We start from the raw sequence: 13,128 nt of genomic DNA, 5'->3' as shown, positions 1-13,128 counted from the left end.
GGGCACCCGCTGACGGACGATGCCCGGCTCCCGGGCGAGGAAGCGACCAGGTCAGGGCGTGAGGAACCGCAAGGCTCCTGAAAGTCGCAGCAAGAAGCTTCATTCGTTGGCCGGACGGTACGTCAGTTCCACCGTCTTGCGGGTAGGCGTGCCGACTGGCCGCTGCCGACGGGCTGGGATCGCGCGGTGAGGGATCACCTCGCCGTGAGGTGGTACGAGGGCCGCAGGTAGGGGCTTTGGGCATCAACTGGCCGGTGTGCACACGCTGTTGCAGTCTTCGACGCGGCAACTGTCCTCACAGATAACGAGATTGTCACGCTCGCGGAATCATGAGGGAATCTCCCTGCAACGTCTTTCGCAAGAGATTGCAAGCTTGTTATGTTCAACTCGCGCCCGGCGGCCGCTGGTTGGGAGAGACAGCCCCCCGGCCCCCTCGAGGCATGGTCCGGGCATCCATACCAAGGAGTTCATATGCGACGTGGCATGTCGATCGCCGCCGCGGTCACTCTGGTCGCCCTCACCGCCTCGGCCTGCGGCGGCTCGGACGGCGACTCGTCGAGCAAGCCCAAGGACCCCAAGGACATCTCCGGGACGATCACGTACTGGGACACCTCGGACGCTGCGACCGAAGCCCCGACGTACAAGGCCCTGGTCAAGCAGTTCGAGTCCAAGTACCCGAAGATCAAGGTGGACTACCAGAACGTCCCCTTCACCGATGTCGAGCAGAAGTTCAAGTCGGCTGCCAAGAGCGGCAAGGGCGCCCCTGACGTCGTACGCACCGACGTGGGCCTCATGGCCGAGTACGCCGAGCTGGGCTACATCGCCCCGCTCGACGGCACCCCGGCGCTCAAGGACACCGCTGACTTCAACTCCGTCCCGCTGAACACGTCCAAGTACAAGGGCAAGACCTACGGCGTGCCGTCGGTCACCGACACCCTGGGCCTGCTCTACAACAAGAAGCTCCTGGAGAAGGCCGGTATCGCCGAGCCGCCGGCCACCTGGGACGAGTTCATCGCCGACTCCAAGACCATCAAGCGCAGAACGGGGGCCTACGGTACCTACCTGAACCCCGACTCCTACTTCCTGCTCCCGCTGCTCTACAGCAACGGCGCGGACCTGGCCGAGCCGTCGGCCAAGAAGATCACCATCAGCGACGACGCCGCCGTCAAGGCGCTCACCCTCGCGAAGACGATCAACGACGAAGCGTCGATGAAGGTCGACTTCGCGAACGCCTACCAGAACATGCAGGCCGCCTTCAAGGACGGCAAGGTCGCCATGCTGATCCAGGGCCCCTGGTCGGTGGGTGAGGACCTGACCGGCACGGCGTTCAAGGGCGACAAGGGCAACCTCGGCTTCGCCTCCGTCCCGGCCGGCGCCGGCGGCAAGGCGCAGGCCCCGACCGGTGGTCACAACCTCACGGTCTACCAGGGCTCCCGGAACCTGGACGCCGGCTACCTGTTCACGCAGTTCATGACGTCCACGCAGAGCCAGATCGAGATCGCCAAGGGCACCGGCACCCTGCCGACCCGCAAGTCGGCCTACACCGGTGAGGTCACCGCGGACGCCAAGATCGCCGGCTTCAAGCCGATCCTGGAGCAGACGGCGCGGGCGCGCGTGGCTCTCCCGCAGGTCGGTTCGCTCTTCACCCCCCTCGCGCAGAACTACGTGAAGATCCTTCAGGGGGACGAGTCGGTCAAGGGCGGCCTCGACGCCACCGCCAAGGAGTTCCAGAAGCTCCTGCCCGGCTACTCCGTCGGCTGACCCGCGGCGTGCACTAGGCCCTCTCGTTCGGATGATGCCGGGCTCGCGGGTCCGGCCTGATCCGAACGAAAGACCCCAGCCCGACGGTAACCGAAGGACACGCAGCCCCGGGGGACCGATTTCCCCGCTGCCGCCCCGACCGGGGCTCCCCCCGGGGCTGCGGAACCACCCGACTTCGTCCGCGAAAGAGCCGATCAGTATGACGACCGCAACGAGCACCGGAAAGCCCGACGAGACAGCACGCGGCTACCGGAAGCCACGCCGCGCACGTGTTACGACGCTCAGGCGTGCGTGGGACAAGTACTGGTACGCCTGGGCCATGGTGGCCCCGGTCGCCATCGTCATCACCCTGCTGGTGCTGTATCCGCTGGGGTACGGCTTCTACCAGTCGCTGACCGACGCGACCGAGTCCAACGTCGCCACCACCATCGGCGCCTTCCACCGCCCGGCCACGTACGACTTCGTCGGTCTCGACAACTACTGGCACGTCCTGTCCGGCGCGGACGGCGACTTCTACCCGCGGCTGTGGTGGACGGTCTTGTGGACGGTGTCCTGCGTCGTGCTGCAAGTCGGTCTGGGCATGGCGCTCGCGGTGCTGCTCAACCGCAAGATGCGGCTGCGCGGCTTCTACCGCGCGATGCTGATCCTGCCGTGGGCCGTACCGTCGTTCATCGGCGTCTTCGCGTGGCGGCTGATGCTCAACTCCCAGTACGGCGTGTTCAACGAGATCATCCAGGCGTTCGGCATGCCCGCGCAGAACTGGCTCGGCACCCCCCTGTCCCAGAAGATCGCCGTCATCATGGTCAACGTCTGGATCGGCATCCCCTTCAACATGGTCGCCCTGCTCGGTGGCCTGCAGTCGATCCCCAAGGAGCTGTACGAAGCGGCCGAGACGGACGGCGCCTCACCCTGGCAGCGCTTCGTCAACGTCACGCTGCCCGGACTGCGGCCGGTGTCGAACACCGTGGTCCTTCTGGGCTGCATCTGGACGTTCAACATGTTCAACGTCATCTTCCTGCTGCTGGGCAACAACACCACCGGCGACACCGACATCCTCGTCACCTTCGCCTTCCACAAGGCGTTCAACGGGGTCTCGGACTACGCGGGGGCGGCGACCTACGGGATCATCATCCTCGCTCTCCTGCTGGCCTTCTCGACCTTCTACCGCCGCAGCACCCTGAAGTCCGAGCAGGCGTGAAGGAGCCATCGCCATGACCGCAGCAACGCATGAGACCGCCGCCACGCCCAGCGGCACCGCCCCGCTCCCCGCCGCCGCGCCCTCGCGCTCCCGCAGGGTGCGCGGCCGGGAGGAGCGCGGCCTCGGAGCCTCCGTCGCCCTGCACGGCACGCTGATCCTCGCCACCGTGATCGCGGCCTTCCCCGTGGTGTGGATCCTGTTCATCTCCCTGGGCCCGAAGAACGCCTGGCAGCAGCCGAGCGAGGTGCTGAAGAACCTCAGCCTCCACAACTACGGCGACGTGCTGGCGCATTCGGACCTGGGCCAGTGGTTCCTGAACACCGTCATCGTGGCGGCCGGGACCACGGCGCTCGGCGTCTTCCTCGCCGCGACCGCCGGCTATGCCGTGTCCCGGATGAGGTTCCCCGGCAGCCGGCAGCTGATGTGGACCTTCCTGGTCACCCAGATGTTCCCCAGCATCGTGCTGATCGTGCCGCTGTACCTGCTCATGTCCGAGCTGCACCTGCTCGACAACTACCTCGGACTGATCCTGGCCTACGCGACCACCGCGGTGCCGTTCTGCGCCTGGATGATGAAGGGCTACTTCGACACCATCCCCAAGGAGATAGACGAGGCGGGCAGGGTGGACGGCCTCACCCCCCTCGGCACCTTCTGGCGACTGATCGTGCCGCTGGCCAAGCCGGGCCTCGCGGTGACGGCCTTCTACAGCTTCCTCACCGCGTGGGGCGAGGTCGCCTACGCCACGCAGTTCATGCAGTCCGACCACTACACGCTCGCCGTCGGCATCCGCACCTTCGCCCAGGACCAGCGGCCCGACTGGGCATGGACCTCGGCCACCGCGGTCATCATCACCATCCCGGCCGCCCTCGTGTTCATGCTGGTGCAGCGCAGCCTCGTCTCCGGCCTGACGGCCGGCGGCACCAAGTCATGACCGGCGGCACACCGGCCGGACCCCGGCTCCTGTCCACCGGGCAAGCGCCTTCATCGTTACCCTCGCACCCCTTAAGGGAAGCCATGACCCAGCACGTCACCGACCCGGTCACGATCGAAACCCCCACCGCCGCCTCCCGCCGCGGGGAGTGGTGGCGTGATGCGGTGATCTACCAGGTCTATCCGCGCAGTTTCGCCGACAGCAACGGTGACGGAATCGGCGACCTGCCCGGCATCCGCGCACGCCTTCCCTACCTGAAGAAGCTCGGTGTGGACGCCGTCTGGCTCTCGCCGTTCTACGCGTCCCCGCAGGCGGACGGGGGCTACGACGTCGCGGACTACCGGGCCGTGGACCCCATGTTCGGCACCCTCTCCGACGCCGACGACCTGGTCCACGACGCGCACACGCTGGGCCTGCGGGTCATCGTCGACCTGGTGCCCAACCACTGCTCCGACCAGCACGAGTGGTTCAGGCAGGCGCTGCGCGAGGGCCCCGGCTCCCCGCTCCGGGAGCGCTTCCACTTCCGTCCGGGCAAGGGCACCGGTGGTGAACTGCCTCCCAACGACTGGGAGTCGGTCTTCGGCGGCCCCGCCTGGACCCGGGTCACCGAGCCGGACGGCACCCCCGGCGAGTGGTACCTGCACCTCTTCGCACCCGAGCAGCCCGACTTCAACTGGGACCACCCCGCCGTCCACGACGAGTTCCGCTCCATCCTGCGGTTCTGGCTGGACCTCGGCGTCGACGGCTTCCGCGTCGACGTGGCGCACGGCCTGGTCAAGGCCGCCGGCCTGCCGGACGTCGGTCATGACGGGCAGGTCCGACTGCTCGGCACGCAGGCCATGCCGTACTTCGACCAGGACGGCGTGCACGACGTCTACCGCAGTTGGCGGCGCATCCTCGACGAGTACGCCGGCGAGCGTATCGCCGTCGCCGAGGCATGGACACCGACCGTAGAGCGCAGCGCCCTGTACCTGCGTCCGGACGAACTTCACCAGGCCTTCAACTTCGCCTTCCTGGGCACCGGTTGGAACGCGGCCGAACTGCGTGACGTCATCGACCGCTCGCTGCGCGCCATGAACGCCGTACACGCGCCGGCGACCTGGGTGCTGTCCAACCACGACGTCGTGCGCCACACCACACGTCTCGCGGAAGGGGACGCGGCGCGCGGCCTGCGGCGGGCACGCTCGGCCACCCTGCTGATGCTGGCGCTGCCCGGCTCGGTCTACCTCTACCAGGGCGAGGAACTCGGCCTGCCCGAGGTCGTCGACCTGCCCGACGAGGTGCGGCAGGACCCCGCGTTCTTCCGCGACACGGGCCAGGACGGTACCCGCGACGGCTGCAGGGTGCCGATCCCGTGGTCGGGCCAGGTGCCGCCGTTCGGCTTCGGCACCGTCGACGGCGGGCCGAGCTGGCTGCCACAGCCGGCGGACTGGAAACACCTGACCGTCGAGGCCCAGGAGGGGGACGCGGCCTCCACCCTGGAGTTCTACCGTCGCGCACTCGCCGTCCGCCGCGAGTACCCGGCACTGGGCGCGGGCCGTCAGATCACCTGGCTGGACAGCCCGGAGGGCGTGCTGGCCTTCCGTCGTGACAGCGAGCGAGGCTCCTTCGTCTGCACGGCCAACCTCACCGCCGCTCCCGTCACGCTGACCACCCCCGGCGCACTGCTGCTGGCCAGCGCCGATGTCGAACCGGGTGCCGAGACGACAGTACTGCCCGGGGAGTGTGCCCTCTGGTGGGCAGCCTGACATGCGTCCGGTACAGACCATCCCCGTGACCGTACGGCTCGCCGACATCGCCGCGCAGGCGGGGGTGAGCGAAGCGACCGTCAGCCGGGTCCTCAACGGAAAACCGAGCGTCGCCGCCGGCACCCGGCAGTGCGTACTGGCCGCCCTCGACGTGCTGGGCTACGAGCGCCCGCTGCGGCTGCGGCAGCGCAGCGAGGGCCTGGTCGGCCTCATCACCCCGGAGCTGGACAACCCCATCTTCCCGGCGCTCGCGCAGGTCATCGGGCAGGCGCTGACCAGGCAGGGCTACACCCCGGTGCTCGCCACCCAGACACCCGGCGGTTCCACGGAGGACGAACTGACCGAGATGCTGGTGGAACGCGCAGTGGCGGGCATCATCTATGTCTCCGGGCTGCACGCGGACACCACCGCCGAGATGCGGCGCTACGGGCACCTGCGCGCTCAGGGCGTGCCGTTCGTCCTCGTGGACGGCTTCTCGGCGAAGGTGCAGGCGCCGTTCATCTCGCCCGACGACCGTGCGGCGACGACACTGGCGGTGGCCCACCTGGTCTCCTTGGGCCACACCCGCATCGGACTGGCCGTGGGCCCCAAGCGCTTCGTCCCCGTGCAGCGCAAGATCGAGGGCTTCGTACGGGCGCTGGAGGACCAGCTGAACCTGCCGCCGGACGTGATCGAGTCGACGCTGATCCAGCACTCGCTGTACACCCTGGAGGGGGGCCAGGCCGCCGCTGCGGCCCTCATCGAGCGGGACTGCACGGCGGTGGTCTGTGCCAGCGACATGATGGCGCTCGGAGCGATACGGGCCGCCCGGCAGCGCGGCCTGGAGGTACCCCGGGACTTCTCCGTCGTCGGCTTCGACGACTCGCCCCTGATCGCCTTCACCGACCCGCCCCTGACCACGATCCGCAAGCCGGTGCCCGCGATGGGCCAGGCCGCGGTACGCGCGCTGCTGGAGGAGGTGGGCGGGACGCCCGCGCCGCACAGCGAGTTCGTGTTCATGCCGGAGCTGGTGGTGCGTGGGTCGACTGCATCCGCCCCCAAGCGGCGGCAACTCACCGGCTGAGCCCGGCGTACCGCTACGAGGCCGAGGCATCCACCCGAGACAGCGGCGACATCGTCCAGGGCCCCGAGCGGCAGCCGTCCGGCCGTGCGCCGCGGGGCCCGAACCGCTTGTCCGGGCCCACCCCGCCGGCCCAAGGCCATGATGTCACCGCCTGTGGCATCGGGTGGGGGTGAAGACCGCTTGCGCGCAAGCGCGCGCGGCGCGCGGGGAGCGCATCGGACGGCGGGCGCCCGCCGGATCGCGCCCAGCAGAAATTCCCCGCGGCCACTCCGCCGCACCTTCCCTTTCCCGACCGCTTTCGACCGGCTCTTTTCGCCGACTTCCGAAACGGCGGCAGTTGTTCAGTCGAGTTATCGGTCCTGCGTACGACGCTTAATACCAGAGCGGGACGCTCCTCGGGGGACTTCGTCAACTGCCCACCGCACATGATGCTCAGGCAACTACGGTGAGTGTCCGTCGGGCGACGCGCGGCCGGTCCCGGTCCCGCCGCCGACGGCGCGATGACGCATGCCCGCAGCGCGCACCGCAGGACACCCCCAAGCCCGACGGACCAGTACGAGGACGCAGATGTCTCACCTCCGAGCACCGGCCACCCGTGCCGAGCGCCGCGAGGGCGGCCGGCACGGGCGACCGGTCGCCCGACCCGCCCCCGCACTGCCCGAAACGCACATACGGCCCCAGCTCATGCGGCTCGCCGTCCTGCCACCCCTCGCCGTCGCCCTCGGCGCCACCGCCGCCGTCCTCTTCAGCATCCGCTCCACCGGCGTGCACACCGGCCCCACCCTGTGGGCCGTGCTCGCCGGAGCGGTCACCGTGGCCGTCGCCGCCATCCTCATCGCCGCCGTGGCCGCCGACCGCGCCGCCCGCTCGGTCGCCGACCGCGTCGACGCCCTGCGCCGCACCGCTGCGCTCGGCGAGGCCGACCTGCACGACCTGGTCGACGCACTGCGCCAGGGGGAGACCCCGCCCCAGCGCGGCCCGCGCCGCCGGCCGCCCGCGGACGCCGACGACTTCGAGCTGCTCGCCGCCGACCTGGCCCGCGCGCACGACGGCGCCGTCACCGCCGTCGTGCGCGCCGCCCAGCTCTCCAGCCAGGCGGGCAGCGAGCAGAAGCTCGAGGTCTTCGTCAACCTCGCGCGCCGGCTCCAGTCCCTCGTGCACCGCGAGATCTCGATCCTCGACGACCTCGAGAACGAGATCGAGGATCCCGACCTGCTCAAGGGCCTGTTCCACGTCGACCACCTCGCCACCCGCATCCGGCGGCACGCCGAGAACCTCGCCGTGCTCGGCGGCGCGGTCTCCCGGCGGCAGTGGAGCAACCCGGTCGACATGACCGAGGTGCTGCGCTCCGCCATCGCCGAGGTCGAGCAGTACTCCCGGGTGAAACTGGTCCCGCCGATCGCCGGCGAACTGCGCGGCCACGTCGTCGCCGACGTCATCCACCTGCTCGCCGAACTCATCGAGAACGCCACGGTGTTCTCGGCCCCGCACACCCAGGTGCTGCTGCGTGCCAACCTCGTCACCTCCGGGCTCGCCGTGGAGGTCGAGGACCGTGGGCTCGGCATGCCCGTCACCGAGCAGAACCGGATGAACGCCCTGCTCGCCGACCCCGACCAGGTCAACGTCGCGAGCCTGCTGGCCGACGGCCGCATCGGCCTCTACGTCGTCTCCCAACTCGCCCGCAGGCACGGCATCCACGTCCGGCTGCAGACCAACATCTACGGCGGAGTGCAGGCCGTCCTCGTCGTCCCACAGGCGTTGCTGGGCAGCCCACCGGCCGTCCTGGGCGCGGCCGCCGTAGCGCCGTCACAGCCGCAGCCGCCCGTGCGGACACCGGGAGGCGAACCGGGTGGCGGGATTCCCGACCACGGCGGTGCCGGACACGCGGGCACGGCGACGACGGCTGCCGCGGCCCTGCCCGGCGCCGGGGACGCGATCGGAGCCGGGAACACGGCCGGGGCAGGGAGCCCGCACGTCACGGGAAGTCCGGCCGCGGCGGGAAGCCCGGCCGGGCCGGACGGTGACGCCGGGAGTGGCTCCGCCGTCGCGGGCGCGTCCGGGGCCGGGGCGGGGGCCGGACAGGCTCCGGCCACCGGACGGCGGCGGCACGCCCAGCGCGGACCCGGGCGGCGCGGTGCGGAGAGCGGAGCCGGGCGGTCCGACGCCGACAACGGTTCCGGGCGGCGTACGGCCGAGGGCGCCGGACACGGACGGCACGGCGGTGTCCCGGCACCGCTTCCCGTGCGCGGCGCCCAGGAGACGCGGCCCACTCCCGCCGAGGCCCAGCCCGGGGTCGGCGCCGCGGACCGGCCGGTCGTGGAGGCGCATGCCGGCATCCTGCCCACCCCGCGCGCCGACGCCGTACGCGGCACCATGGGCAAACCCCGACTGCCCCGCCGCCGCGCCCAGGAACACCTCGTGCCCCAGCTGCGCGGCGGCCCCGCGCCCCGCCAGGACACCGACACCGTCACCGGCCACGACCCCGGCCTGATGGCCGCCTTCCAGCGCGGAATCGGACTCGCCGAGGCACGGCAGCACCTGGAGCCGGCGCGCGAGGACTCGGCGTACGAGCAGTCGGCGCGCGAGGACTCGGCGTACCGGGAACCGGGTCACAGAGGACCGGGGTACGGGAGCCCGGCGTCCGTGGAGGCCCCGGCCATGGAGCCTTCCGACATGGGGTCAGGCCACATGGGTCCCCGCCGTACGGATCCCCACGTGGGTGCCAGCCCCATGGGCGGCGGTCACACAGGCGCTGGACACGTCGGTGCCGGTCACACGGGGGCGGCCCACCCGGATGCCGAGCCCATGTCGGCCGGCCGACCCCAGGCCCCAGCACCGCCATCCACCCGGCCCACACGCGCCCTTCCCGAACTCCGGGGCCCGCACCACCCGGACCCCCACCACACAGGCCCGGAACACCCGGTCCCCGAACACCTGGCCCCGGCACACATGGCGTCAGGACACATGGCGTCAGAGCACGTGGCGTCAGAAAACATGGCTTCGGCCCCCACCCCTCAGCCGCACGCCCACGTGCCCGGGTCCGACGGCACCCGCGCCACCGGCCGGACCGGGGGGAGCGCGCCGGCCGGATGACCGCCCCCGCACGCCGTACCCCCGCCCCCAGCGCGCCCCCACACCTTCGTACCGCAAGGAGTCGATCCACCATGGCGAGCGAAGCGCCGACCGCCCGAGCATCCGACCTCGACTGGCTGCTGAGCGGCCTCGTGCAGCGCGTACCGCACACCAGCAGCGCGGTGCTCCTGTCCTGCGACGGACTGGTGAAGTCCGTGCACGGCCTCGACCACGACAGCGCCGACCACATGGCGGCCCTGGCCTCCGGCCTGTACTCCCTCGGCCGCAGCGCGGGCGCCCGGTTCGGCGACGGCGGCGACGTCCGCCAGGTCGTCGTCGAACTCCACTCCACGCTGCTGTTCGTCACCACCGCCGGCTCCGGCACCTGCCTCGCCGTGCTCGCCGGCCGCGAGGCGGACGCGGCGGTGCTGGGCTACGAGATGGCGATGCTGGTCAAGAGCGTCCGCCCCTACCTGGTGACCGCGCCCCGGCAACACACCGCCGAACCCACGGCGACGAGGCCTTGAGCGTGACCGCGGCCGGTGACGGGCCCTGGCTGGACGCCGCGGCCGGACGCCTGGTGCGGCCGTTCACGGTCAGCAACGGCCGTACCAGACCCAGCGTCGCCTTCGACCTGATGTCGCAGGTGATGTCCACCGGCGTCACCCCGCTCGGCTACCTCGGGCCCGAACACGCGCAGGCCCTCGACCTGTGCCGCGCACCCGTCTCGGTCGCCGAGCTGGCCGCCCAGCTCCGGCTGCCCGCGGTGGTGACCAAGGTGCTCCTCGCGGACCTGGTCGACTGCGGGGCGCTGACCACCAAGCCGCCCGCCTACCACCACACTCCCACTGACCGGTCTCTGCTGGAGGCAGTGCTCGATGGACTACGACGACAGCTCTGACCCGTTCCCCACCGCGCTCAAGATCCTCGTCGCAGGCGGGTTCGGGGTGGGCAAGACGACCTTCGTGGGCGCGGTCAGCGAGATCGCGCCGCTCAGCACGGAGGAGCTGCTCACCACGGTCAGCGTCGGCACGGACAGTCTCGAAGGCATCGAGAACAAGATGGAGACCACCGTCGCCATGGACTTCGGCCGGATCACCCTCGATCCGCAGCACGTGCTGTACCTGTTCGGCACGCCGGGCCAGGAGCGGTTCTGGTTCATGTGGGACGAGCTGTCCGAGGGCGCGCTCGGCGCGGTCGTCCTCGCCGACACCCGGCGACTCGAGGACTGCTTCGCCGCCGTGGACTTCTTCGAGGAACGCGGGCTCGCCTTCGTCGTCGCCGTCAACGAGTTCGACGGCTCCTTCCGTTACGACGCCGAGGAGGTGCGCTCCGCCATCGACCTCGACCCCCAGGTGCCGGTGGTCCGCTGCGACGCCCGGATCTCCAGCTCCGGCGTCCAGACCCTGCTCACCCTCGTACGCCATCTCCTCGCCCACGCCCCGGCGACCGCGCCCACCCACGGCGCCCACAGGTGATCCCGCCCAACCGCCTACGGAGCCCCTATATGAGGTACGCCCACAGCGACGGAGCCCGGCCATGAGCTACGAGCCGCCCCGGCCGGTCCGGGGCCTGCTGCTCACCCCCGAGGACAAGGAGGCCCCCGCCCGCGTCCACCGCCTGCGCCGGCTCGGACTGGGGGACCGGCCCGACCCTGTGCTCGACGCCTTCGCCGGGCACCTCGCCCAGCTCACCGGCGCGCCGTACGCCATGGTGAACTTCGTCGGCCAGGACCACCAGTTCTTCGCGGGCCTGAGCGCCCCGGCCACCGCCCCGGTGGTGCGCGAGGACGGCAGCAGGGCCCGCATCGGCCGGGTGCTGCCGCGCGACCACGGGTTCTGCCCCCATGTGGTGGTACGCCACAAGGCACTGGTCCTGGAGGACGTCCGCGACTATCCCCGGTTCGCGGGCAACCCGGTCGTCGACGCGTACGGCATCCGCTCATATCTCGGAGCCCCGCTCATCGACAGCTCCGGTATGGCGCTGGGCACCGTGTGCGCCGCCGACATGGCGCCCCGCGCCTGGGGCAGGCCCGGCCTGGAGACCATCAAGGGGCTGGCCGCCGATCTCGTCGTACGCCTCGAACGGAGCGCGGCGGACGGCCTGCCCCTCTGATCCGAAGCGTTGCGGGAGGGGCCTGAAGGAAAGCTGAGGCGGCGGTTAAGAAAAGCTCGATGGACCCCGGCCCGCACATACGGCAGATTGCAGGGTGATTCCACCCCTCTGACCCGGTGCCGGGCTGCTTCGGCATGCCCGCGGTCCGGGCCTCACCCACAGGAGCCGTAGCGTTGAAGGCGCTGGTCAAGGAGAAGGCGGAGCCGGGACTCCGGCTGACGGACGTACCGGAGCCCGTCATCGGCCCCGGTGACGTACTGATCAAGGTCATGCGGACCGGTATCTGCGGCACCGACCTGCACATCCGGGCCTGGGACGGCTGGGCCCAGCAGGCGATCCGCACGCCGCTCGTGATCGGGCACGAGTTCGTCGGGCAGGTCGTCGAGACCGGGCGCGACGTGGCCGACATCCGCATCGGCGACCGGGTCAGCGGCGAGGGCCACCTGGTGTGCGGCAAGTGCCGCAACTGCCTGGCCGGACGCCGCCACCTGTGCCGGGCCACCGTCGGTCTCGGCGTCGGCCGCGACGGCGCGTTCGCCGAGTACGTGGCGCTGCCCGCGGCCAACGTCTGGGTGCACCGCGTCCCGGTCGACCTCGACGTCGCCGCGATCTTCGACCCGTTCGGCAACGCGGTGCACACCGCGCTGTCCTTCCCGCTGGTCGGCGAGGATGTCCTGATCACCGGCGCCGGCCCCATCGGCCTGATGGCCGCCGCGGTGGCCCGGCACGCGGGCGCCCGCAACGTCGTCATCACCGACGTCAGCGAGGAGCGCCTGGAACTGGCCCGCAAGATCGGCGTCAGCCTCGCCCTGAACGTCGCCGAGACCCCGATCGCCGACGGACAGCGGGAGCTTGGGCTGCGCGAGGGCTTCGACGTCGGCCTGGAGATGTCCGGCCGTCCCGAGGCCATGCGGGACATGATCGCCAACATGACGCACGGCGGCCGGATCGCCATGCTCGGCCTGCCCGCACAGGAGTTCCCGGTCGACTGGGCGCGGATCGTCACCTCGATGATCACCATCAAGGGCATCTACGGCCGGGAGATGTTCGAGACCTGGTACGCGATGTCGGTGCTGCTGGAGGGCGGTCTGGACCTCGCGCCCGTCATCACCGGCCGGTACGGGTACCGCGACTTCGAGGCGGCCTTCGCCGACGCCGCCGGCGGCAAGGGCGGCAAGGTCGTCCTCGACTGGACCGCGTAGCCCGCACAGGACCCGACTCCCCTTCTCCGTCAGCGCCT

General features: G+C 70.9%; 11 protein-coding genes. All 11 read left to right on the top strand.

The genetic code is table 11. From position 1 onward, the window contains the following. The first annotated feature begins 471 nt into the window (after positions 1-471). The 11 genes from ACF1BE_RS15430 (at position 472) to tdh (ending at position 13,090) form a co-directional block, all read left to right on the top strand. Positions 472-1,761, top strand: coding sequence for an extracellular solute-binding protein (locus ACF1BE_RS15430; protein WP_392199520.1), 1,290 nt, complete (start codon positions 472-474; stop codon positions 1,759-1,761). 199 nt (positions 1,762-1,960) lie between these two features. Next, positions 1,961-2,959, top strand: coding sequence for a carbohydrate ABC transporter permease (locus ACF1BE_RS15425; protein WP_392199519.1), 999 nt, complete (start codon positions 1,961-1,963; stop codon positions 2,957-2,959). Positions 2,960-2,972: 13 nt separating this feature from the next. Next, the gene (locus ACF1BE_RS15420) at positions 2,973-3,890 is read left to right on the top strand and encodes a sugar ABC transporter permease (RefSeq protein ID WP_392199518.1); all 918 of its coding nucleotides are present in this window, start codon (positions 2,973-2,975) and stop codon (positions 3,888-3,890) included. Positions 3,891-3,973: 83 nt separating this feature from the next. Continuing rightward, positions 3,974-5,638 carry a glycoside hydrolase family 13 protein gene (locus ACF1BE_RS15415; protein WP_392199517.1) on the top strand — a complete coding sequence of 555 codons (1,665 nt, stop codon included), beginning with the start codon at positions 3,974-3,976 and terminating at the stop codon, positions 5,636-5,638. Between the two features lie 25 nt (positions 5,639-5,663). Continuing rightward, positions 5,664-6,701 (top strand): LacI family DNA-binding transcriptional regulator, encoded by a 1,038-nt coding sequence (locus tag ACF1BE_RS15410; RefSeq protein ID WP_392199646.1) that lies wholly within the window; start codon positions 5,664-5,666, stop codon positions 6,699-6,701. 567 nt (positions 6,702-7,268) lie between these two features. Then, on the top strand, positions 7,269-9,794 hold the full coding sequence (locus tag ACF1BE_RS15405; protein ID WP_392199516.1) for an ATP-binding protein: 2,526 nt from the start codon (positions 7,269-7,271) through the stop codon (positions 9,792-9,794). A gap of 71 nt (positions 9,795-9,865) precedes the next feature. Continuing rightward, the gene (locus ACF1BE_RS15400) at positions 9,866-10,300 is read left to right on the top strand and encodes a roadblock/LC7 domain-containing protein (RefSeq protein ID WP_392199515.1); all 435 of its coding nucleotides are present in this window, start codon (positions 9,866-9,868) and stop codon (positions 10,298-10,300) included. 2 nt (positions 10,301-10,302) lie between these two features. Next, positions 10,303-10,674 (top strand): DUF742 domain-containing protein, encoded by a 372-nt coding sequence (locus tag ACF1BE_RS15395; protein ID WP_392199645.1) that lies wholly within the window; start codon positions 10,303-10,305, stop codon positions 10,672-10,674. After that, positions 10,652-11,251 carry an ATP/GTP-binding protein gene (locus ACF1BE_RS15390; protein ID WP_392199514.1) on the top strand — a complete coding sequence of 200 codons (600 nt, stop codon included), beginning with the start codon at positions 10,652-10,654 and terminating at the stop codon, positions 11,249-11,251. Before ACF1BE_RS15395 ends, ACF1BE_RS15390 begins: the two co-directional genes overlap by 23 nt. 61 nt (positions 11,252-11,312) lie before the next feature. Then, a complete protein-coding gene (locus tag ACF1BE_RS15385) occupies positions 11,313-11,888 on the top strand; it encodes a GAF domain-containing protein (RefSeq protein WP_392199513.1) in 576 nt (191 codons plus the stop codon). A 173-nt stretch (positions 11,889-12,061) separates the two neighbouring features. Beyond that, positions 12,062-13,090: an L-threonine 3-dehydrogenase gene (gene tdh, locus ACF1BE_RS15380; RefSeq protein ID WP_392199512.1), complete on the top strand. Its 1,029-nt coding sequence runs from the start codon at positions 12,062-12,064 to the stop codon at positions 13,088-13,090. Positions 13,091-13,128: the final 38 nt, after the last annotated feature.

This window comes from Streptomyces sp. NPDC014991 (assembly GCF_043080665.1).
In the GTDB taxonomy this organism is placed as follows: Bacteria; Actinomycetota; Actinomycetes; order Streptomycetales; family Streptomycetaceae; genus Streptomyces.
The sequence above is the reverse complement of the archived record's forward strand: the minus strand, read 5'-3'. Positions and strand labels throughout refer to the sequence as shown.

Coding starts and splice junctions, on each gene's coding strand:
- ACF1BE_RS15405 (WP_392199516.1), top strand. CDS start 7,269: ATGTCTCACCTCCGAGCACCGGCCACCCGTGCCGAGCGCCGCGAGGGC.
- ACF1BE_RS15390 (WP_392199514.1), top strand. CDS start 10,652: ATGGACTACGACGACAGCTCTGACCCGTTCCCCACCGCGCTCAAGATC.
- ACF1BE_RS15420 (WP_392199518.1), top strand. CDS start 2,973: ATGACCGCAGCAACGCATGAGACCGCCGCCACGCCCAGCGGCACCGCC.
- ACF1BE_RS15415 (WP_392199517.1), top strand. CDS start 3,974: ATGACCCAGCACGTCACCGACCCGGTCACGATCGAAACCCCCACCGCC.
- ACF1BE_RS15425 (WP_392199519.1), top strand. CDS start 1,961: ATGACGACCGCAACGAGCACCGGAAAGCCCGACGAGACAGCACGCGGC.
- ACF1BE_RS15385 (WP_392199513.1), top strand. CDS start 11,313: ATGAGCTACGAGCCGCCCCGGCCGGTCCGGGGCCTGCTGCTCACCCCC.
- ACF1BE_RS15400 (WP_392199515.1), top strand. CDS start 9,866: ATGGCGAGCGAAGCGCCGACCGCCCGAGCATCCGACCTCGACTGGCTG.
- ACF1BE_RS15430 (WP_392199520.1), top strand. CDS start 472: ATGCGACGTGGCATGTCGATCGCCGCCGCGGTCACTCTGGTCGCCCTC.